Origin of the sequence: Bordetella genomosp. 9 (assembly GCF_002261425.1) — a bacterium.
Taxonomy (GTDB): Bacteria; Pseudomonadota; Gammaproteobacteria; order Burkholderiales; family Burkholderiaceae_B; genus Bordetella_C.
In genome coordinates this window covers 1-19,793 of record NZ_NEVJ01000002.1, presented here as the reverse complement: position 1 = coordinate 19,793, position 19,793 = coordinate 1, and the positions used below count along the sequence as shown (strand labels likewise).

Annotated in this window: 22 protein-coding genes; 20 read left to right on the top strand and 2 right to left on the bottom strand. The window is 61.2% G+C overall.

Annotated elements, in window-relative coordinates:
• Positions 1-76: 76 nt before the first annotated feature.
• The 4 genes from CAL26_RS06035 (at position 77) to CAL26_RS06015 (ending at position 6,541) form a co-directional block, all read left to right on the top strand.
• Positions 77-1,039: a Bug family tripartite tricarboxylate transporter substrate binding protein gene (locus CAL26_RS06035; protein ID WP_143277361.1), complete on the top strand. Its 963-nt coding sequence runs from the start codon at positions 77-79 to the stop codon at positions 1,037-1,039.
• A gap of 1,278 nt (positions 1,040-2,317) precedes the next feature.
• Positions 2,318-3,427 (top strand): nucleoid-associated protein, encoded by a 1,110-nt coding sequence (locus CAL26_RS06025; RefSeq protein ID WP_094846055.1) that lies wholly within the window; start codon positions 2,318-2,320, stop codon positions 3,425-3,427.
• Positions 3,428-3,432: 5 nt separating this feature from the next.
• Entirely contained in the window at positions 3,433-4,680 is a 1,248-nt protein-coding gene (locus CAL26_RS28035) for a hypothetical protein (RefSeq protein WP_143277360.1), read from the top strand.
• Between the two features lie 838 nt (positions 4,681-5,518).
• Positions 5,519-6,541, top strand: coding sequence for a hypothetical protein (locus CAL26_RS06015; protein ID WP_143277359.1), 1,023 nt, complete (start codon positions 5,519-5,521; stop codon positions 6,539-6,541).
• Here CAL26_RS06015 and CAL26_RS06010 read toward each other — a convergent pair.
• Positions 6,538-7,581, bottom strand: coding sequence for a phage portal protein (locus tag CAL26_RS06010; protein WP_094846052.1), 1,044 nt, complete (start codon positions 7,579-7,581; stop codon positions 6,538-6,540). The two genes, CAL26_RS06015 and CAL26_RS06010, sit on opposite strands and share 4 nt — an antisense overlap.
• On the bottom strand, positions 7,578-9,335 hold the full coding sequence (locus tag CAL26_RS06005) for a terminase ATPase subunit family protein (protein WP_143277358.1): 1,758 nt from the start codon (positions 9,333-9,335) through the stop codon (positions 7,578-7,580). Before CAL26_RS06005 ends, CAL26_RS06010 begins: the two co-directional genes overlap by 4 nt.
• Positions 9,336-9,493: 158 nt before the next feature.
• Between CAL26_RS06005 and CAL26_RS06000 the strand changes: the two genes are divergently transcribed.
• The 16 genes from CAL26_RS06000 (at position 9,494) to CAL26_RS05925 (ending at position 19,468) form a co-directional block, all read left to right on the top strand.
• Positions 9,494-10,306 carry a GPO family capsid scaffolding protein gene (locus CAL26_RS06000; protein ID WP_094846050.1) on the top strand — a complete coding sequence of 271 codons (813 nt, stop codon included), beginning with the start codon at positions 9,494-9,496 and terminating at the stop codon, positions 10,304-10,306.
• Positions 10,307-10,360: 54 nt separating this feature from the next.
• Positions 10,361-11,392, top strand: a complete 1,032-nt coding sequence (locus tag CAL26_RS05995) for a phage major capsid protein, P2 family (protein ID WP_094846049.1) — start codon at positions 10,361-10,363, stop codon at positions 11,390-11,392.
• A 2-nt stretch (positions 11,393-11,394) separates the two neighbouring features.
• Complete coding sequence (gene gpM, locus CAL26_RS05990) at positions 11,395-12,099, top strand: phage terminase small subunit (RefSeq protein ID WP_094846048.1); 705 nt, start codon at positions 11,395-11,397, stop codon at positions 12,097-12,099.
• Between the two features lie 93 nt (positions 12,100-12,192).
• Positions 12,193-12,663, top strand: coding sequence for a head completion/stabilization protein (locus CAL26_RS05985; RefSeq protein WP_094846047.1), 471 nt, complete (start codon positions 12,193-12,195; stop codon positions 12,661-12,663).
• A complete protein-coding gene (locus CAL26_RS05980) occupies positions 12,663-12,869 on the top strand; it encodes a tail protein X (RefSeq protein ID WP_094846046.1) in 207 nt (68 codons plus the stop codon). The genes CAL26_RS05985 and CAL26_RS05980 overlap by 1 nt, the downstream gene beginning before the upstream one ends.
• A 3-nt stretch (positions 12,870-12,872) precedes the next feature.
• Positions 12,873-13,244: a putative holin gene (locus CAL26_RS05975; RefSeq protein WP_094846045.1), complete on the top strand. Its 372-nt coding sequence runs from the start codon at positions 12,873-12,875 to the stop codon at positions 13,242-13,244.
• Positions 13,241-13,531 carry a phage holin family protein gene (locus tag CAL26_RS05970; protein ID WP_094846044.1) on the top strand — a complete coding sequence of 97 codons (291 nt, stop codon included), beginning with the start codon at positions 13,241-13,243 and terminating at the stop codon, positions 13,529-13,531. The genes CAL26_RS05975 and CAL26_RS05970 overlap by 4 nt, the downstream gene beginning before the upstream one ends.
• Positions 13,524-14,330 (top strand): N-acetylmuramidase domain-containing protein, encoded by an 807-nt coding sequence (locus CAL26_RS05965; RefSeq protein ID WP_094846043.1) that lies wholly within the window; start codon positions 13,524-13,526, stop codon positions 14,328-14,330. The genes CAL26_RS05970 and CAL26_RS05965 overlap by 8 nt, the downstream gene beginning before the upstream one ends.
• Positions 14,331-14,486: 156 nt before the next feature.
• On the top strand, positions 14,487-14,864 hold the full coding sequence (lysC, locus tag CAL26_RS28445) for an Rz1-like lysis system protein LysC (RefSeq protein WP_373454454.1): 378 nt from the start codon (positions 14,487-14,489) through the stop codon (positions 14,862-14,864).
• Positions 14,848-15,342 (top strand): phage tail protein, encoded by a 495-nt coding sequence (locus CAL26_RS05955; protein ID WP_094846041.1) that lies wholly within the window; start codon positions 14,848-14,850, stop codon positions 15,340-15,342. The genes lysC and CAL26_RS05955 overlap by 17 nt, the downstream gene beginning before the upstream one ends.
• Complete coding sequence (locus tag CAL26_RS05950) at positions 15,342-15,812, top strand: phage virion morphogenesis protein (protein WP_094846040.1); 471 nt, start codon at positions 15,342-15,344, stop codon at positions 15,810-15,812. The genes CAL26_RS05955 and CAL26_RS05950 overlap by 1 nt, the downstream gene beginning before the upstream one ends.
• Before the next feature lie 61 nt (positions 15,813-15,873).
• A complete protein-coding gene (locus CAL26_RS05945; RefSeq protein ID WP_094846039.1) occupies positions 15,874-16,500 on the top strand; it encodes a phage baseplate assembly protein V in 627 nt (208 codons plus the stop codon).
• A gap of 14 nt (positions 16,501-16,514) precedes the next feature.
• Positions 16,515-16,859 (top strand): GPW/gp25 family protein, encoded by a 345-nt coding sequence (locus CAL26_RS05940; protein ID WP_094846943.1) that lies wholly within the window; start codon positions 16,515-16,517, stop codon positions 16,857-16,859.
• A gap of 2 nt (positions 16,860-16,861) precedes the next feature.
• On the top strand, positions 16,862-17,791 hold the full coding sequence (locus CAL26_RS05935; RefSeq protein WP_094846038.1) for a baseplate J/gp47 family protein: 930 nt from the start codon (positions 16,862-16,864) through the stop codon (positions 17,789-17,791).
• Positions 17,784-18,404: a phage tail protein I gene (locus tag CAL26_RS05930; RefSeq protein ID WP_094846037.1), complete on the top strand. Its 621-nt coding sequence runs from the start codon at positions 17,784-17,786 to the stop codon at positions 18,402-18,404. Before CAL26_RS05935 ends, CAL26_RS05930 begins: the two co-directional genes overlap by 8 nt.
• Entirely contained in the window at positions 18,404-19,468 is a 1,065-nt protein-coding gene (locus tag CAL26_RS05925; RefSeq protein WP_094846036.1) for a phage tail protein, read from the top strand. The genes CAL26_RS05930 and CAL26_RS05925 overlap by 1 nt, the downstream gene beginning before the upstream one ends.
• Positions 19,469-19,793 lie beyond the last annotated feature (325 nt).

The window sequence follows — 19,793 nt, the reverse complement described above, 5'->3', positions numbered from 1 at the left end:
CGAGCTCGCCGCCGTTAACGGCGGCCGGAGAGGCTCGGTAGCCAACCGTGCCGGAACAGGTGCAGCCCTTGCGTTAGTGAGCACCACCCTGCCATGGGCAGCCATGGCATCCGATCGGGAAGTGGCCTACCCGCAGCGCGCGGTTACGCTGGTGATAGGTTTCCCGCCCGGCGGGAGTACCGATGCGCTGGCCCGCCTCCTTGCTCGCTACCTGGGAGAGGCGCTCGGGCAAAAAATGATAATCCAGTACAAGCCCGGCGCCGGCGGCAATATCGGGGCCGAATATGCCTCGCGTGCGGCGCCGGACGGCTACACGCTCTTTCTTGGGGCCAGACCAAACACCATTCACAAAACGATGTACGGCGGCATGAAGTATGACTTCTCACGCGACCTGGTTCCGGTGGGTCTTGTCGCAACGATGCAATATGTCATGGTAAGCGGTATGCATGCCCGGATCGCTACCATAGAGGATGTGGTGAGAATCGCCCGAACGTATCCTGGGGCCATGAGCTGCGCGTCTGCCGGAATGGGGACGACAACGCATCTGCTCTGTGAGTTGCTGCAGCAGGAACTGGACATCGACATGCAGCATGTGCCGTACAACGGTGGGGCGCAGGCACTGACGGACGTGATGGGCGGCCGGACAGACATATATATGGCAAGTGTCACCGAAGCGCTTCCGCACATTCAGGCAGGCAAACTCAAGCCCATCGTAGCCATGTCTTCCATACGCATACCGACTGTGCCAGATGTCGCAACTTTGGAAGAAGCTGGCGCGCCGCAATTGGCGGGACTGGAACTAGGGAACTGGGCCGGCCTGTTGGTGCCGGCTTCCACGCCTCCTTATGTCATTGCGAAACTGAACCGCACCATCAACGCGGCGCTAACGGACTCGGGGCTGCATGATGCAATGGCGCGGTTGTCCTTTAGCACGCCGCAGCAGCCAAACACGCCGATGGCGTTCAAGGCGCTGATCGTCGAAGAGACCGACCGATGGAACGGAATCTTGCGGATGCGCAATATCAAGCCGCTACACTGAACGTCCATCGACGGACGATTCGTCGCGCCTCGGTGGGCCTCCAATTTTGGCGTTAGACGTCGTGCTGATAGACTTGCGCCCTGCACATCCCGGCCCGCTATGAGCGGCGCCGGAAGATGCCGATCTCGCCGTAGTTAACGGCGAATGCTACAAGCTGGCAACCCGCATGAATGCTAGCTTTGGCGGATTTGCTGTAGTAGTTCTGTAGTAGTTCCTTCCGCTTCGTCCCCCCTGTTTTTCTTCACGGTCAGCATGGCCAGCCCCTTTGCGCGCCCGATGGGCACCAGGCGATCCGGCGGCCGCTGGCCACCAGGCCGCAGCCAGCGTTGCCACGGTATGCCGGCGTCCGCCGCATGTTCCTGACCTGCCCCGGTCGCCGATCGGAGCCGTCATCCCACCGCCGGCCCCCTATGCTGGCCAGCTCGGCATACCCCTGCCGGCACATCTGCGCACCCAGCCGCGCGCATGGACGAACGACGACGCAGAAACGCCTCGAAAACCGCCGAATCTGGCCGTCCAGAGATTTTTGAGGAGGGGTCGGGAAAAACCTAACCTTCCTAATCGGGATCAGCGGATCGGCCGGAAAGCCTTTATTCCTGCGGGTTTCCGGCTTTCCGCAAAACCTGACCTTTTTCTAACCAATACCTAACCAGGTTAGGTTCACGTACCCTAATCTTAAGAAAAATAGAATTCCTTACAAATCAATGACTTGTAAGCCGGTTAGGTTTTAGGTTAGGTCAGGTTAGGTTTTAACCCTAACTACATTACCGTTTATTTTTCAATGACTTACGGGGGTTTTCGCGCGCCGGTTAGGCTGATTAGGCTTTTCCCGACCCCTCCCCCGATCTGCGCAGAGATTGCGCAAACATGGTGGCGGGCTGCTGATTTGCAGCCTTTGAGCACAACCACTGGAGCACACCATGCACAGCAATTTTGTTGAGGACACCGTCGCTATGAACCTACGCCTTTCTCCACAAGGGTTGTATCGCTGGAGGGATATCAAACCGCTGGTGGGAGTTGGGCGCGAAACCTGGCGCCGCCTGGTAAATGCGAAGCGTGCCCCCCAGCCCCTCCATATAGGCCCGAGGTGCACCGTCTGGCGCGGGACCGACCTTATTGCGTGGCTATCAGCGCCCGGCAACTACTCCGCCTCCGCATAGCAAGATACCGCCGGCTGGCAGCGCTCGCGGAATCCGGCCGGCGCGGACCTTACGGGATGGCGTAGTCACCACTAAAGCGTTACAGTCGGTGACCAATCACATCAAAGAGGAGCGAGGAATGCGTGTGGTCCAAAGCGTCATCCACGGCTTTGAGAAAGAACAGCACATGCCCGTAGGGCAAGTCGTAAAGCGAGAGGAGGTATTAGACCCCGCGTTGGACCCAGTGGGCACCCTTGTCTCGGGAATCGCGAAGCTAATGGGGCAAAAGACCATTAGTCAAAACTGGGGGCGCTTCAATACGGTAAATCGCGGGGGAATTTTCCCGATCTCATTTGCCGACAATGTAAGCCAACTGTCTCAAGCGCCCTCCTTTCTGGCATTAACCCATGTTGCCATGGACGAATTGATAGGCCAGGCAAATGAGCGAGGGTTCTCTACAGGGGGATTAATTCTATTTGCTGTATACGAAGGCGATGACATGATGCTCCGCCTTCTTATCGCTATGATAAAGCAGCGAGCGGGCATTACCCTAGACGAAAACTACATTCCGATTGGGGTAACTGAGGTGGATATGACAAAACTTCACCAGGCAGCCCAAATAAATATCTCGCAGTACATCGACGTTATAGCCAAACAAAGCATTCAAGAGCAAATCGGCGATGGCGAGGAAGATGACGAAGATGCAAACTACCTATCATTCCTATCCACACGCGACAACAACGCAGCAGGCTACTTTATAGACGCCCTGGGCTGTGAGGTCGGGATTTCGTCAGCAAAGGCCACCACACGGATCTTCCGTGCCGTGGAGAAGTTTTTCGATTCGAATAAATCTTTGAAACAATATCGTCGGGCGGCCAAAGAAAAATTAACTGACTACCTTAAAGAACAATTAGAAAAATCAGAGCCGGCCTCGATTACTGACGTTTGCCATGCATTGACCAGCCTGGTAAGTGCAAACGACGCACCACACATGGACTCGCTTGCAGAATTTTTAAACGGCGAAAAATACAAAATCCCCGCCGAATTCCACATCCATCCGACAACACTTGGGCGACACTATCGCGTAAGCCTTGAGCCAGATGGCATATCGTTGAAGTTTGACCGCAGCCTACTGGGCATTGAAGATAACGCCACCATCGTTTACAAAAAAGCTCTAAAATCTTTAACCATCAACAATCTTTCCGAATCTATAATACAGAAATTAGATAAAGAAATTTCGCAAAACTAACGAACATGTTTTCTGCGGTTGTACATCTCTATCGTGTTCTCGGACGGCCCCACCTGACCGGTGCAGGAAGCCGGGAATTTCGCGCTGAAACGCAGCCGACTCCCGCCGTTATTGACGCATTTTCTGCCTGCGAGAATCTGGACCCTCGGTATGGCGAATACGAAAAATTAGATGGAGATCATGGGCTCGTCGTTATTGAGGGACGCTTGCCCGGCGGTGATCTTGGGCAGTTTTACGCCGATATCGAGGACTTTATCGGCAGGACACCCAGCATTTGCAAGGGTCATATCCCGCACAACTTCTATATTGTCGACCTTGATTATTTTTCCGGCGACAGCAATCCGCCACCTCAAGTAGTCGCACTGAAAACGCTCTGCGAATTCTTAATTCTGTTAAGCAATTTCGCTGAAGGCGAAATTCAGTTACAGGCTTTCAAGAATGCCCATAGCCTGATTTTCGTGCTCCCTCCCGACGGCAAAATACCACAGCGGACAGCCACCATGCCTGTAGTCATTGCGCCGACGACACTTAACCATCAGCTTTCTCATTTAAATATCCTCCGGGCTTTAGTCAGCCCAGACTTTGACGCAAAGGTTCATATTGAAGAACGTAGATTAGTTATGCGACTAGCGATCTCCGATGTTCTCTCGGAGGAGCCTGATCAGCGGAATCAATTCACTTATTTGGTTTGTCATTGGACCGAAGTACTAAAGCGATATCGGCACAATCTGGGCGCATATATAAATAATTTCTCCTTTGACGTTGTTCGAAAAAAGATCGCAGACGCAGATATGGAATACGCGTCGAAGTTGAGCGGAGTGCTAGGAGACATTGCTGGAAAGTTGCTTGCTCTTCCTATATCACTTGTTGCCTTGATCGCTATTCCTAAGGCCGATACTGCATACGCCTTTTGGCTTGGAGTCGGTAGCGCTATTCTTGTATCGATTATCTATCTACTAGTTCTTGCAAATCAGCGCAGACAGATTTTTCGGCTTCGATCTAGTTTTAATTTGGTGTTCGAAGATTACAAGAGAAAATTGAATTCTTACCCCACCCCGCTTAGGCGCTCTATAGCACGTCATATTAAAGAAAACAAAAAACAGGCGAAAATGCTTACCTTCACCTTTTGGGTGTTTGTTGTGGCGGCGTTCTTACCAGGCGCCGTCGCTATTTATCTCATCGACGACAAATATTCGTGGCTGACCAACGGCGCGCGGCTGCTCGTACAGGAAGTCGCTAACTACCTACGATAGTGCGTCGATCTGCGTCGCCCGGCGATCCCTCAATCGGACCGAGAGAGGCGCATTGCTCCGGGCGTACGCAGGTGACTCAAGGCTGAGTCAAAAGCGTGCTCTTTAGCGGGCAGGCGTGGTGGGGGGATGACCGCGCGCCAGCAGTCTGAAACGCCCACCACCCATCCCGAACTGTCTCTAATGCACGCGCTGGACGGAGGGGAATGCGTTGGGAGGGGTGATAGGCCCCCACAAACACGGCCAAATGGATGAGCATTCAAGGTATATTGGACCTGCGTCAATCGCACACATAACTCCGTGGAGCGTCCAATGAGCATTCATAGAGGTTGGCCCAGGAACCTGAGCACCGGCCCTCGTGGCGGTCAATCAACGGGGCCTGGAGGCGGTCTGTCCACTGGGCCTGGTGGCGGGGCATCGACCGGCCCGCAAGGTGGCTTGTCTACGGGGCCTGGTGGTGGGCTATCCACTGGCCCCGGAGGCGGCCTTTCGACGGGACCAGGCGGCGGAATGTCGACAGGCCCGGGTGGTGGGTTATCTACTGGACCTGGTGGCGGATTGTCCACTGGACCGGGTGGAGGGCTTTCCACCGGACCCGGTGGAGGACTATCCACTGGACCAACCCCCTACTATTCAAACATTCCTCCATGGCCGGTATTCGTGACCGAGCTCGAGAAAAGGGGTCTTCATCAATATGCGGAAATGCTACGAAGGGCGCGGCCCGACGTATAGTGCGTTTTCAATTCAAGTCCTGGTGGCGTCCCTGCTTACAGCGACTATCATTACCGCCGGTGGGACGCGGCATGGTGGCAACGGCCGACGTGCCTTCCCCCACTAACTAATGCCTCTCGCGGCAATGCACAGCGGACTTCCGGCGTTGCAAATTCTTCCGAACTTTGCTTGCAACCACCACTTCTTGCCAAGGGTTGAACAGCGGCTAAACGCCGCAAACCCACATGCTGCGGCCAAAAATCAGCGGATATATTCGTTTGAAATAATTGACCGAGAAGCACATGCTCTACGCCTGCAGCATGCGCGTGGCGTGTCCATAGTGCGGAATCTAGCCCTTGATAATCTATTTACATTCGACACACCGCTGGGCAACAACCTCCAATGGAACTTTGAACACCTATTCCAGCGTTATGAGCGGACCGTTGAAGTTCAAACACGTGCGGTGCTGGCGAAAGTCTCCGCTGGGAACACGGCTGTCGGAACGGAACTGGTTGAGCTGTTTGCTAAAAAGCTCCTGAATTTTGCGCGCAACCCCTTCTCCGTCGTCAAAATGCTGAACACGTTCGGCGTGCTCGCCGCGTACGAACCGACTGAGCCTAAACTAAAGCAGGCCTTCTATCGAATTTTGAACGGCCGACGGCCGCATCAAGAGAGGATATGCAGACAGATCGGAATTTCGGATAACGACTATGTGAATTGGCTGAAGGTGCTCTTCATGCTTTTCATGGAATACGGCGACGGCGATGCAAGTATCCTAGATGGCACGGTGAACTCATTGTTTTTGTCAGAAGCCAGCCAAGTCCAAGTCTTGCTCTGTACATACACCACCGAATCTTGCTTACTATCCGATCGCTCGTTCACCACGCCCGGCGATAGAAACGATGTCACTATCTTCGACTTCAACCTATGTGCCAACGCATTCGTACGCTACGGGTTCGCAGATATCGATTCGTTTATCCCGCCGAACACGCCCCAGCACGTGATTGCAGACTTCAAGCGATTACGTACACCAACGGTATATCTCACACACCTCGTCGATGATAAAGAGCTTCTGAGGCGATACAACCAATGCGTAGTTTGGCAATCGCACCGCCATGTGTATTCTTCGCGGAAGGATCGACTGATAATCTAACCGTCGATCTCAACGGTATATGCCTTGAAACGGAACATTTCCGAGCCGAGCCACGCATTGATCGTCTTAAACACGCCCTGCAGCGGCTCGATCTCATTGCGTGCGAACACATGCGCGGCCGGCAGCACGGCGCCGAAGCCGCCTGTATTGCCCGGCACGATGCCCATGAGCTGCGGCGGCACGCGATGCGCGGCCAGGATGTCGTCGCGCGTCACGTTCTTGATGTTGAAAAAGTCATCACGCGCAGCAACCTCGCTGATCGGAATGACCTGCACGCCGTCCTTCTTGCCGGCCGGCGCGTAGAGGAACAAATTGCGAAAATTCCCCGGCCCCTTGGCCGCGCGCATCGCCTCACGCACTTTGTCGATATCCTCGGTGCTGCTGGCCGCGTCCGACATGTAGAGGATGAATCCCGCATGGCTTCCGTTGTTGTAGTAACGGCGCCGAAAGAGCGTCGCGGATTCATTCAACCAGGCCGATTGTAGTGTGCTCAAGTATTCCGGCAGGCCATACACTTCCTGGTTGATATCTGGCTCTTTCAAGTGGAACACGGAGCCGGTTTCAAACTGGTGTTCATCGGCAACGCCCGGCGCGAAATAAAACTGGTCATCCTCCTTTCCCACCCGAGTATATTTCGCCGGCGCGTGACGTAGCGACAGCACACGGCCCGTCATGCTGGTGCGCCGCTCGACGTAGGCGTTGCCAAATGTCTGAAAGTTCACCGCCAATTCCTTGACCAGCATGGGCGTCACCAGCGGATGCGGAATCAGCGTGGACGCAAGCACGTTGGCCTTGAAATAGATCGCGGAGCTATGGTGCGTGCTCGCCCGAAACGACCTCGCCAGGCCGTGGAAGCTGATCGGCGGCTCGTACCATCGGCCGTTATCCAGACACTCGATGTAATCGAGGATGTCGCGCCGGTCCAGGACCGGAATCGGATCGCCGAAGCTGAAAGCCTCGACGCCCGCAGCGTTGCTCGCGCCGGCCGGCGCCGAGGCCTGGGTGAGCGGCGCGCCGCGCACGTCAACGAGATGGGTCATTCGTATATCTCCACAAGGCTACGGCTTTCCGCCGTGGCGCCTTCCAAGGGTTCATAGTCCAATGCGTGCATGCAGGCCCATGCCAGGTCCGCATGCCCGGTGTCCTGCGCGCGGCCAGCGTCGTACGTCACTTGGCGTCCGCTCGCCGTGAGCGTCTTGCGTATCGCCATAAACGATTGCGCCAGGTCGGTCCAGCCCGCGTCCCATTCCAGGCGGCGATTGCGCATCACGTCGCCCGCCTTGAGCACCAGGCGCGTCTTGACCTCCGGCGAATACGTGATTTGCCGCGCGGCCGGGAAAAACTGCTTCACAATCTGGTAAACGCCCTGCCCCATGCCGGTCGCGTCGATGGCGATGTCGATGACGTTGTATTGCTGGGTCAACTCCTTGATGCGCTCGGCCTGCTTGGCGAAGTCCATCCCGCGCCATTGGTGCCGTTCCAGCACCCGGAACTTGCCGCCGGGCGTGCGCGGCAGCGCGAGGATCACGCAGCCGGCCGAATCGCCCGACAGCGACGGGTCATAGCCGATGGCGACGGGGTAGTAGCCGTAGCGGCGCAGCGCAAAATACTGCACGTCCACCCAATCCACCATGGCGTCGACCATGCAGGGCTGCAGCATCGCCAACGGGAACACAGACGCGGTATCGTCAATGAACTTGCACATAAGCAGGTTTTCGAATTGGTCCGGGCTGTATTCGTAGTTGCGCAGCTCATCGATATCGAACAGGTTGCACCCGCCCGCCTCCGCGTCCAGGATGGTGACAATCTGCCGCCATACCTTGTCCGCGCACAGCAGACCGCCCTTCAACATGGCGTGCGACACGTCGATGTTCGCTTGCTCGCGCTTACCGCGGCGTTTGTTGAACTGGTCGCCGGACCAAAGCGGGTACGCCTCGTGGGAAATGCTCGATGGCGTGGAGAAGTACGTCTTGCGCCACTGCTTATGCAGCGCCATGCCGCTGGCGACCTTGTTCAGCTCACCGAACTTCGGCACCCAGAAGAACTCGTCGAAATAGAAATTGCCGTGGTAGCTCTGTGCCGTGCGCGCATTCGTACCCAGGAAGTACAGGTGCGCGCCGTTGGGCAGGACGATGGGATCGCCCTTCAGGTCCACATCGGCCGCATCGCGACAAAACTGGATGATGTACTGCTTGAAGACGTGCGCCTGCGCCTTGGAGGCCGATAAGAATATCTGGTTTCGGCCCGTCGTCATGGCGTCGACGAACGCCTCCCGCGCGAAGTACCAGGTCGCCCCGATCTGCCGAGATTTCAGAATCATGCGCGTACGCTGATCGCCCGCGCGGTACCAGGCCTTCTGATAGCCGAATAGCGAATCGTTGAACGCCGCGAGGAGTTGCGCCGCCTGGGCGTCGCTGATCGCGTTGCGCTCCGGCCGGCGCTTGGGCGCGGCGTTGCGCCGCTCCAGATTAGGGTTCAGCTCTGCCTCGGTACCGCCGCTATCGAATCGGCGTACCCGCGCCGTGCGTTCGAGCTGCCGACCCAAGAGATCGATTTCCTTGAAATCGCGTCCGTCCTTTTCCGTCTTGGCGATCAATACCGCCAGGCGGGTTTCGAGCGCGTTCTCGACCTTCTCAACGGGGGACGCCGCGTCCCACTTGTCGCGGGTCTTCCAGCTATGCACGGTCGTGCGCTTCTCGCCCAGGTGACGGGCGATGGATGACACGCGCCAACCCATCCAGTACAGGTTGCGCGCGGCGCGTCGCGGATCGATATCGGGGGCCATTTCCAACATAGCCGCCAGCGTGCCCGACATTTCCGCGCGCGCGCGTGGCGCCGCCTTGTCACTGGCCCAGGAACAACCTCAAGCGATTGAGCGCGAGGTTTGCCCGGTCCACCATGACCGCACCCTTACCGAACACCCGACCATCCACCACCTACAGGCAAAACATCATGAAATGGTTCACCGTCGCCAAGGAAGGCCAAACCACGGACGGCCGCAAGATTCTGCGTGCCTGGCTGGAGCAAATCGCCGAAACATTCAACCGTCAGACGTACGGCGCGCGCGTGTGGCTAGAACACCTGCGTGGCACGCTGCCCGACAGCCCGTTCAAGGCCTACGGCGACGTGACGGCCGTGCGCACCCAGGAAGGCGACGACGGCAAACTGATATTGCAGGCGCAGATCGATCCGACGCCGGCACTCATCGCCATGAACAAGGATCGCCAGAAGATTTACACCTCCATCGAGGTCGATCCCAATTTCGCCGAAACCGGTAAGGCCTATCTCCTCGGGCTCGGCGTCACCGACACTCCGGCCAGCCTGGGCACCGATGCGCTGGCGTTCTGCGCGCAACACCCCGAGGAAGTGCATCCCTTCAAGAGCCGCAAACAAAACCCGAACACGCTGTTCACGTCGGCCATTCCGGTTGAGTTCGATTTTTCCGGAGACCAATCGGACCACGACGCCGGCCTGCTCACCAAGATCACGGAAATGTTCAAGGCGATGACGGCGAAAGCACAGCCGGAGAAATTCTCCGAACTGGCCCAGGCCTTTACCGCCTTCGCGCAGGCCTATGCGCAGACGCAGAAGGACACCGCCGATTCGGTCGAAGCGCTCGCGGCCAAGGTCGACAGCATGGGAGCGGGCTTTGTCACCGCCGAGCAATTCCAGGCCCTGACCGACAAGCTCGACCTCACCGACCGCACCCCCGGCACGCGCGCACCCGCTAAGGGCGGCGACGGCGTGGTGCGTACCGACTGCTGATTCCAGCGCCTTCACTCACAGACAGCGACCCGACACCCTTAGCACGGAGCCAACATGCGCAACACTACCCGCAAACTCTACAACGCCTACCTGTCGCAGGTCGCGGCGTTGAACGGCGTCGAGAACGCCACGCAGTCTTTTAGCGTCGAACCGTCCGTCCAACAGACGATGGAAACGAAGATCCAGGAAAGTTCCAGCTTCCTGCAGCGGATCAACATGCCCCTGGTCCAGGACCAGAAGGGCGAGAAAATCGGCCTTGGTGTATCGGGTCCGGCTGCGAGCCGCACGAACACGGACGCGAAGGATCGACAGACGCGCGATCTGACCGCCATGGATTCCAACGGCTACGAATGCGTGCAAACTAATTTCGACACGCATATCAAGTACGCGCAGCTTGACCAATGGGCGCGGTTCCCGGATTTCCAGATTCGCGTGCGCAACAACATCATCCAGCGCCAGGCCCTGGATCGCATCATGATCGGTTTCAACGGCGTGTCGGTGGCCGCCGACACCGATATCGGCACCAACCCGCTGCTGCAGGACGTGAATAAGGGCTGGCTGCAGAAGCTGCGCGAGCGCGCGGCCGAACGCGTCCTGAACGCGGGCGCAGGCGGCGGCACGGTCAAGATCGGCAAAGGCGGCGACTATCGCGACATCGACGCGGCGGTCTACGACCTGCGCATGCTGCTCGAACCTTGGTATCAGGACGATACGCAGCTTGTCGCCATCGTCGGCCGTGGCCTCATGCACGACAAGTATTTCCCGCTCATCAACCAGAGCGGCGACGCCGCCACCGAAAAGCTGGCAGCGGACATCATCGTCAGCCAGAAGCGCATCGGCGGCCTGCCCGCCGTGACGGTGCCCTTCATGCCGGAGGGGCGTGTGCTCATCACGCGCCTGGACAACCTCTCGATCTACATCCAGGAAGGTGCGCGCCGCCGCTATGTGAAGGAGAAGCCCGAGCGTAACCGCGTGGAATTTTACGAATCGTCCAATGACGACTACGTGATGGAGGATTACGGCTGCGCGGCACTGCTCGAAAACGTCGAGCTCGTGACTGACGAAGACGCGGGAGGCGGCGCGTAACCATGGCAAGCCTCGCTCAACGTCACCGCACGCGCGTCCTGGCCGCGCGCGAGTCGGGCAAATCCGATCCCGGTGCGCCGAATCCGGCAGGCGGCGTCCAGGCCCTGATGATGGCGAACCTGGTCAATGACCTGCGCCGCCTGAAAGCCATCGAATCGGTCGAACGCAAGATCGCCGCCAAGGCCGACATGCTGCCGGCCTACCGCGACTATGTGGACGGCGTCCTGTCGGCCGACAAGGGCGGCCAGGACGAAGTCATCGCCACGGTCATGGTGTGGCACCTGGACGTAGGCGATTTCGCGCGCGGCCTGACCATTGCCGGCTACGTCCTCAAGCACGACCTAGCCCTGCCGGAACGCTACAACCGGAAGGTGCCCGCGCTGCTGCTCGATGAAGTGCCTGGCGCCGTCTTGGCGGGAAAGGTACCCGTCAACTCCGACACCATGGGCGCCCTGCAAATGGTCGCGGTACTCACCGAAGGCAAAGATGCGCCGGACCAGGCACGGGCGAAGCTGCACCGCGCCATGGGCGAAACGCTGGCCGCCCTAGCGGGCGACACCCCGACCGGCCCGCAGCTCGACATGGCGCGCGCCGGCCTGGCGCAACTGAATCGCGCCGTGGCGCTGCACAAGGACGTGGGCGCGAAAAAGGCCATCGAGCAGCTTTCCCGAACCATCAAGAAAGCCGAGGCGAGCGCCGCCGGCTGACACAGAGTGCTCCCCCAAGCGCACGGCGGCGCGGGCTGACGGCATTCCTCGGAATCGCCCGACGCCCGCCCACCGCCGGTTACGAGACAGACCATGAGCTTTATCGCCTCCGCCCCCGTATCCGACGCACCGGCCGATGACACCATCGCCAACGACGGCTTCTGGCCGGACCTGTCGCTGGTGGCCGCCCGCGAAGCCATGCGCCTGGACGGTACCGTCACGGGGCCGCGCCTGCGGCACGCGCTGATCGCCGCCGTCATCGAAACGGCGCGCGATGTACGGGACTGGAAGGCGGCGCGCCAGGGCGAGGGATACGCCACCCTGGCCGACGTGCCGGGCGACAAAGTGGACGGCAACAGTGTGGCGAGCCAATGCTACCTGCGTGCTGTGTACTGCTACGCGAAGGCTGACCTGGTCGAACGCATGTCCGATTTCGACCTGGCCGCGACCGGCCAGAAAAGGGCTGAATGGCTGGATACCACGCCCGACGAACAGCGCCGCAACGCGGCCTGGGCTATCACCGCGCTTCTCGGTCGGCCGCGCACAACCGTGGAGCTGATCTGATGAAGGTCCGCACCCAGCAACATGACACCGTGGACGCGCTTTGCTGGCGCAACCTGCACCAGACCCGCGATGTCGTGGAGCAAACGCTCGAATTGAATCCCGGCCTGGCCGACCTTGGGCCGGTCCTGCCGCATGGGCTGCTGGTGGAGCTGCCGCAGGTCGCCACCGCCCCCGCCCCGCAACCCACAACCAAACTCTGGGACTGAACCATGGCCGAACCCTCGACCGTCACCGCCGCCAGCGCCACGCTCCTGTCCGGCGTGGCGCTGGCTTCGATCCTGCCGCATATCGATGCCAATGCGGCATTCGGCGCCATCGTGGGCGCCGCCCTGGTGGCGAGCACCAAAAAGGACGTGAGCCCGTGGAAGCGGCTGCTGTCGTTCCTCTTCTCTGCCCTATGCGGTTACGGCGGCGCGGGCGAATTCGTGGCGCGCCAATGGGCGATGCAGACGTTCCTGCCGGCGCTGCTGGTGTCCCTGGTGAGCGTCGCCATCGCACTGAAACTGGTCGCTGTCGCCTCGGACCTGGATCCGGGCGACATTCGCGCTTACCTGGTCAAACTGATGGGGGGCCGTCAATGAACCCGTATCCGCACCTGGGCGCCGTCGCCGTCCTCGCGGCGCTGCTCTACATCGCCACGGCATTGCGATTCGTCTGGTACCGTCCCAACGGCGCGCGCCACCGCCGCATGGTGTCGCTGCTTGCCAGCGCCCTGATCGCCGCCATGCTGTGCCGCGCCGTCGATATCCTGGTTTGCCGCAGCGCCGTATCGCTGGCCGAGGCCGTCGTCATCGCCGTGCAACTTATCGCGGCCTGGTCCGCGCGCGGCAATCTGGCCGAACTGGTGAAGAGGCGTGCCGATGCCTGACACCCTTAAACCCGGCGACCAGGGCCAGGCCGTTGCGGATCTGCAGGCGGCGCTTTCCGCCGCCGGCTACGCGGTCGCCCGCACCCACGTCTATGACGATGCCACCGAGGCGGCCGTATCCGCCCTACAGCGCGCCCGCCGGCTTGTGGTGGATGGCGTCTATGGGCCGAAGACCGCCGCCGCCCTGGCGGGGCTGGAAACCGGCCGGCTGCTCACCGAAGCCGACCTTGCCCGCGCGGCCGACATGCTGGACGTACCGCTGGCAAGCGTGAAGGCGGTCAACGAAGTGGAATCGCGGGGATGCGGGTTCCTGCCCGATGGGCGGCCCGTCATTCTCTACGAACGCCATGTCTTCTACGACCGCCTGGCCGCGCACGGCATCGACCCGGCGCCGCACGCCGCGCGCCTGCCGGCCATCGTCAATACGGAGTCCGGCGGCTACGCGGGCGGCGCCGCGGAGTATCGGCGCCTGGCGATGGCGACCGCCATCTGCGCGCCGGCCGCCCTGGAGGCGGCGAGCTGGGGCGCCTTCCAGGTCATGGGCTACCACTGGCAACGCCTGGGCTACGCCAGCATCGACGATTTCGTGGCACGCATGCGGCGCACGGAGGGCGACCAGCTCGACGCCTTTGTGCGCTACGTCCAGGCCGACGCGGCGCTGTCCAAAGCCCTGGCCGGCCGGAAGTGGGCGGCGTTCGCCCGTGGCTACAACGGCCCGGCCTACGCCCGCAACCTCTACGACGTGAAGCTGGCTCGCGCCTACGATCGCTACGCGGACGCGGCGAAGGTGGCGGCATGACGACGTGGCTTGCGCGCCTGGCGCCCTACCTGCTTATCGCCATCCTGGCGGGCGTGGCCTGGTTGCAGCACGGCCAGGTATCGGCCCTGGACGAGACAGTCGCCAGCTACAAGGACTCGCTCGAGCACGCCCGCGCCGACCTGAAAAACGTGGTCGATGCGACCGCAAGCAACGCACGCGGCTTGGCCGCCCTTCAATCCACCCAGAACAGCTTTCGCGCCTCGCTCAGTCAGCGCGAGGCCGATATCGGAGCACTGCAACGTGAAAACAAGGAAATTCGCGCTTGGGCTGATGGCCTACTGCCTCATGACATTGCAGGCATGCGCGCCCACCCAGCCCTCACCGGGGCCGACGCTTATGCTGAATTCTTGTCCGGCCGTGACGCCGTGCGTGCTCCCGGCGACGGCGCCGACCAGCAATGGGGATCTAAACCTGGCCATTGAACGTGCCGAAACGGCATGGGCCGTGTGCGCGGCCCAGGTCGACGCCGTCTACCGCTGCCAGACGAAGGCGAACAATGCTCAAACCCAATAGCCTGCGCGCGTTCCTGACCGATTCCAACTCCTTTCTCAAGGCCGACCCGGACCGGCTGCTGATGTTCGTGGACGAAGGCCGTATCGTCGCCTCCGGCACGCTGGCCCTGTCGCATGAGTACCGGTACACCCTGAACCTGATCGTCACGGATTACCCCGGCGCCGAGGATGCGCTCCTCCTGCCGCTGCTGGCCTGGCTACGGACCAATCAGCCGGAACTGTTCGAAAACCCCGAGCTGCGCGACAACGCCATCCCATTCGACGTGGATCTGAACAACAACCAGACCGTCGATATCTCGATCAAGGTCGCGCTCACCGAACGCGTGATCGTCACCTATGACGACGCCACGCAGCGCGTGAATGTCGCGCACGTGCCCGAGCCGGTCCACCCGGCCCTGCCCGACCAGGGCGAACGACGCCCGGTGTACCTGCACGACCGGCAAATCGCCACGATGCCCTTTCCGGTCGGCAACCCCTGATGGCGCAGCGCCCATTCACGCAGCTCGAAAAATGGGCCGGCGCCCTGCTCGCCCGGCTGTCTCCGGCCGAGCAGCGCAAGGTCAACCAGAAGATTGCCATTGCCCTGCGCCGCAGCCAGGCCGCCCGCATCGCCGGCCAGCGCAATCCGGACGGAACGCCCTTCGAGCCGCGCCGTACGCGCAAGAATCTGCGCGGCAAGAAGGGCCGCATCAAGAAGCGCGCCATGTTCGTGCGCCTGCGCAACAACCGCAACCTCAAGGCCAAGGCGACGCCGGGCGATATCTCGGTCGGCTTCTTCGGCCGTGTCGCGCGCATCGCCCGCGTACACCAGTACGGGCTGCGCGACCGCCCGGCGCGGGGCATGGAGGACGTGCAGTATCCGACGCGCGAACTGCTGGGATTCACCGACGACGATATCGACCTGATACGGGACATGTTGCTGCGCCACCTGGCGGGCGAGCAGTTGTAGGCGGCGCAGTCACAACGCCCGCTCCGTGCGCGCGCGAAGGTGCGTCGCCACCATAGGCGGTATGCACGATGCCGCCGAACTTTTCCGCCTGCTCTCGAACCTGATCCGAACCGGAACGGTGTTCGCGGCCGACCTCGCCACGACGCCGCCGGCCGTGCGTGTGCGCGACGGCGCCTGGGAATCCGGCTGGCTGCAATGGACCGAGCGGCGGGCCGGCACGACCAAGACCTGGAGCCCGCCGACCATCGGCGAACAGGTGCTTGCCTTCTGCCTGGGGGGCGACACCGCAGCCGGCTATGTCATCACGGGCCTGAACACCGCTTCGAACCCGCCGCCGTCGACCAGCGCGAACGAGGATGTGCGCGAATACCCGGATGGCGCGCGTATCGTCTACGACCACGCGGCCGGCGCGCTCACCGCCACGGGCGTGAAGACGGCCACGCTGCAAGCGCAGGAACTGACCACCGTGGACTGCCCGCAGACGGTTTTTACGGGCGCCGTGACGGTGCAGGGGCTATTCACCTACAGCGCCGGCATGAGCGGCACTAACGGCAAGGGCAACAACACGTCCATTAAGGGCGATATCACCCACGAAAGCGGCAACCTGTCGTCAAACGGTGTCGTCGTGCATACGCACAAGCACGGCGGCGTGAATCGCGGCGGCAGTGACACGGACGGGCCGAAATAATGGCCTACCTCGGCATGAACGCCAGCACCGGCCTGCAGATCGTCGACCGCGACCACCTGTCGCAGTCCATCGGCAAGGTGCTCTCCACGTCCATCGGCACGCGCCTGCGTCGCCGCCCCTTCGGTTCGCTCGGTCCGGACCTGGTCGACGCGCCCGGCAACGCCTCCACCCTGGTGCAGCTCTACGCCGCCGCCGCGACGGCCCTCATGTCCTGGGAGCCGCGCATCACGCTGCGCCGCGTGAGCGCCCAGGCGAGCGCGGACGAGCCCGGCCGCTTCGATATCACCGTGGAAGGCGAAACCGTGGCCGACGGTGGCACCGCGACGCCTTTTGCAGCGACAACTTCCCTTGGAGCCTGACATTGGCCGACGTATCCAGCCCCATCGACCTGTCCCTGTTGCCGGCGCCCGATGTCGTCGAAAGGCTGAACTATGAGGAAATCCTCGAAGCCCGTAAGGCGCGGCTGATCGCGCTCTTCGCGTCCGATGACCAGGCCGCCGTCACCAAGGCCCTGGCCCTGGAATCCGAACCGCTTGCCATCCTCCTGCAGGAAAACAGCGAACGGGAGGTGACGCTACGCCAGCGGATCAACGAAGCCGCCCGCGCCGTCCTGCTCGCCTTCGCCAAGGGCAAAGACCTGGAGCACATCTCCGCCGAATACGGCGTTACCCGCTTGACCATCCAGGAAGCGCAGCCCAACGCCATCCCGCCGGTCGACGCCGTCATGGAAGACGACGAAGACCTGCGCTACCGTGCGCAGCTCGCCTGGGAAGGCCTGTCGACAGCCGGGCCGCGCGGCGCGTACGAGTTCCACGCGCGGTCGGCGCAGGGCCAGATTGCGGACGTAAGTGCGATCAGCCCCGAACCTTGCGACATCCTGGTGTCCGTCCTGTCTCGCGAAGACGACGGGACGTCCAGCGAGGGAGTACTCGCCGCGGTGCGCACGGCGTTAAGCGATGAAGACGTGCGCCCCATGGGCGACCGCGTGACGGTCCAGTCCTCGCAGATCACGAGCTACAACGTCAGGGCCGTGCTGTACATGAAGGGAGACGGGCCAGGGCGCGACGTGGCCCTGGCCGCTGCTCGAGCGGCATGCGAGGCCTATGTGTACCGCTCCCGTCGCCAGGGCGTGTCAGTCTGGCGCAGCGCCATCACGGCATCGCTACATGTCGAAGGCGTCGACCACCTGGACCTGGAGGAGCCCGCCGCCGATATCGTGCTGGATCGTACGCAGGCCGGCACCTGTCTGGGCGTGGAAATCGAAATTGGCGACGAGACGGACGATGACTGAAAAGCGCACCCTCCTGCCGCCGAACTCCACGCCGCTGGAGCGCAACCTCGCCCTCGCCAACGCCGACATCGAGGACATTCCTCTTCCCATCCGCGCGCTGCGCCGGGCCACGACGTGCCCCGCCGGCATCCTGACCTGGCTGGCGTGGGAACGCTCCGTGGATCGCTGGAACGATGCGTGGACGGACGATGCGAAGCGCAAGGCGATTGCCAACGCGTTTTTCGTGCACAAGCACAAGGGCACCGTGGGCGCCCTGCGCCGCGTCGTCGAGCCCTTGGGCTACCTGCTGGAAGTCATCGAATGGTGGGAGACGCAGCCAGAAGGCCCGCGCGGGACGTTCCAGCTTTCCATCGGGGTACTGGACACCGGCATCACGGACGCGATGTACGTCGAGCTGGAGCGGCTCATCGACGACGCCAAGCGCTTGTCCCAGCACATGACTGGCCTTGCCATCAGTCTGGAAGTGCGCGCCCCGATGAATATCGCCGTGGCGGCCTATGACGGCGACGAGCTGACCGTTTATCCCTATCAAACCGAACGCGTGGACGTGCCGATGGCAATTCCCTTCGGCGTGCGCGAACACTCCATTGACACCCTTACGGTATATCCCTAATGGCTACCTTTTACGGCATCCTCACGAAAGTCGGCGAGGCCAAGCAGGCCAACGCCATGGCCCTGGGCCAGCAGTTGCAGATTGCCGAGCTGTCCGTTGGCGACGGCGGCGGCGACACGCCCGTGCCCGATCCCAATCAGACGCAGCTTATCGGCGAATGGCGGCGCGCCCCGATCAATCAGCTTTACGTCGATCCCAACAACGCCAACTATCTGATCGCCGAGCAGGTCCTGCCCGAGAACGTGGGCGGCAAATGGATCCGGGAATGGGGATTGTGGGACCAGGACGGCGACCTGGTCGCCGTGGCAAACTGCCCGCCCACCTACAAACCCCAGCTCGAAGAGGGTTCCGGCCGAACCCAGGTTATACGGATGGTCATCATGGTGGCGAGCACGAACGCTTTCGTGCTCAAGATCGATCCGGCCGTGGTCCTGGCGACGCGCAAATACGTCGATGACAGCCTGCTGGTGCTGGCGAACTACTCGCGCATGTACTCCATCAACGCGCTGCCCACGACCGACAGAGGCCCCATCATTGTTATCGAGTGCGGCGAGGTGTGGCTCTGGACTGAGACGGAGTATTTCACCGGCTACCGGTCGCCGCTATGCGGCCGGCCGTTGGATGGCCATACCGTCACGCCCCTACCCAGCGAAGTCGATGCGGTCGGCGGGCTGCTCAGCAAGACGGCGTACGCGCGCCTGTGGGGCTACGCCCAGGAAAACGGCCTTGTCGTCACGCAGGCCGTGTGGACCGCCAACGTCGGCGCGCACTACTTTGTGAACGTGGACGCCAACAACTTCCGGGCTCCCGATCTGCGCAACATGTTCCGCCGTTACACCGGAACTGACGCTGACACTGCAAATGCAAGGGTAATGGGCTCTCGGCAATCGAACCAGAACAAGGCGCATACTCATTCCGTCCCTAATCTGGTGTCGCTGAACAACGGAGCTGTGTGGCGCTCGTCCGAGCCGTACAACGGGCTGGCGACTACCGCCACTGGTTCTTCCGGTGGCGCTGAAAGCCGGCCGGACAACACTGCCTACAACCCGCGAATCCATGTCTAGATCACGCATGAAGACGCGGAAAGAAGGCTAGGTTTATGGGGCGGGTTTCAGCGCCGCCTGTGTTCGTGGTGAGCCCCCAGCCGCCCGTAGCAGCACTCGAAGCCACATCTACCAAGCCGCCGGAACCGATAGACAGCGACTTGGACGAGAGCTGGTGGCTGTGGGCCTTGAACGCGTCGCTCTGCCTGGATCCGAGCGCCCTTGCATTTGCAGTGAAAGGTACGTCACGCATGGATGCGAGGATGGTAGGCGGCGTTCACCGGGCGGGTTTCGCTCGACGATCGCTCAACCCGAGCCGAGTCGAAGCTGACCTGGTGCTGGGCTG

Excerpts from the sequence above, each read along its gene's own strand:
- CAL26_RS28035 (WP_143277360.1), top strand. The coding sequence starts at position 3,433 with ATGTTTTCTGCGGTTGTACATCTCTATCGTGTTCTCGGACGGCCCCAC.
- lysC (WP_373454454.1), top strand. The coding sequence starts at position 14,487 with ATGCGACCGCAAGCAACGCACGCGGCTTGGCCGCCCTTCAATCCACCC.
- CAL26_RS05975 (WP_094846045.1), top strand. The coding sequence starts at position 12,873 with ATGGCCGAACCCTCGACCGTCACCGCCGCCAGCGCCACGCTCCTGTCC.
- CAL26_RS05985 (WP_094846047.1), top strand. The coding sequence starts at position 12,193 with ATGAGCTTTATCGCCTCCGCCCCCGTATCCGACGCACCGGCCGATGAC.
- CAL26_RS05955 (WP_094846041.1), top strand. The coding sequence starts at position 14,848 with ATGCTCAAACCCAATAGCCTGCGCGCGTTCCTGACCGATTCCAACTCC.
- CAL26_RS06005 (WP_143277358.1), bottom strand. The coding sequence starts at position 9,335 with ATGTTGGAAATGGCCCCCGATATCGATCCGCGACGCGCCGCGCGCAAC.
- CAL26_RS05945 (WP_094846039.1), top strand. The coding sequence starts at position 15,874 with ATGCACGATGCCGCCGAACTTTTCCGCCTGCTCTCGAACCTGATCCGA.
- CAL26_RS05965 (WP_094846043.1), top strand. The coding sequence starts at position 13,524 with ATGCCTGACACCCTTAAACCCGGCGACCAGGGCCAGGCCGTTGCGGAT.
- CAL26_RS05925 (WP_094846036.1), top strand. The coding sequence starts at position 18,404 with ATGGCTACCTTTTACGGCATCCTCACGAAAGTCGGCGAGGCCAAGCAG.
- gpM (WP_094846048.1), top strand. The coding sequence starts at position 11,395 with ATGGCAAGCCTCGCTCAACGTCACCGCACGCGCGTCCTGGCCGCGCGC.
- CAL26_RS06010 (WP_094846052.1), bottom strand. The coding sequence starts at position 7,581 with ATGACCCATCTCGTTGACGTGCGCGGCGCGCCGCTCACCCAGGCCTCG.
- CAL26_RS05940 (WP_094846943.1), top strand. The coding sequence starts at position 16,515 with ATGAACGCCAGCACCGGCCTGCAGATCGTCGACCGCGACCACCTGTCG.
- CAL26_RS05995 (WP_094846049.1), top strand. The coding sequence starts at position 10,361 with ATGCGCAACACTACCCGCAAACTCTACAACGCCTACCTGTCGCAGGTC.
- CAL26_RS05930 (WP_094846037.1), top strand. The coding sequence starts at position 17,784 with ATGACTGAAAAGCGCACCCTCCTGCCGCCGAACTCCACGCCGCTGGAG.
- CAL26_RS06000 (WP_094846050.1), top strand. The coding sequence starts at position 9,494 with ATGAAATGGTTCACCGTCGCCAAGGAAGGCCAAACCACGGACGGCCGC.
- CAL26_RS05950 (WP_094846040.1), top strand. The coding sequence starts at position 15,342 with ATGGCGCAGCGCCCATTCACGCAGCTCGAAAAATGGGCCGGCGCCCTG.
- CAL26_RS06015 (WP_143277359.1), top strand. The coding sequence starts at position 5,519 with ATGCCTCTCGCGGCAATGCACAGCGGACTTCCGGCGTTGCAAATTCTT.
- CAL26_RS05980 (WP_094846046.1), top strand. The coding sequence starts at position 12,663 with ATGAAGGTCCGCACCCAGCAACATGACACCGTGGACGCGCTTTGCTGG.
- CAL26_RS06025 (WP_094846055.1), top strand. The coding sequence starts at position 2,318 with ATGCGTGTGGTCCAAAGCGTCATCCACGGCTTTGAGAAAGAACAGCAC.
- CAL26_RS05970 (WP_094846044.1), top strand. The coding sequence starts at position 13,241 with ATGAACCCGTATCCGCACCTGGGCGCCGTCGCCGTCCTCGCGGCGCTG.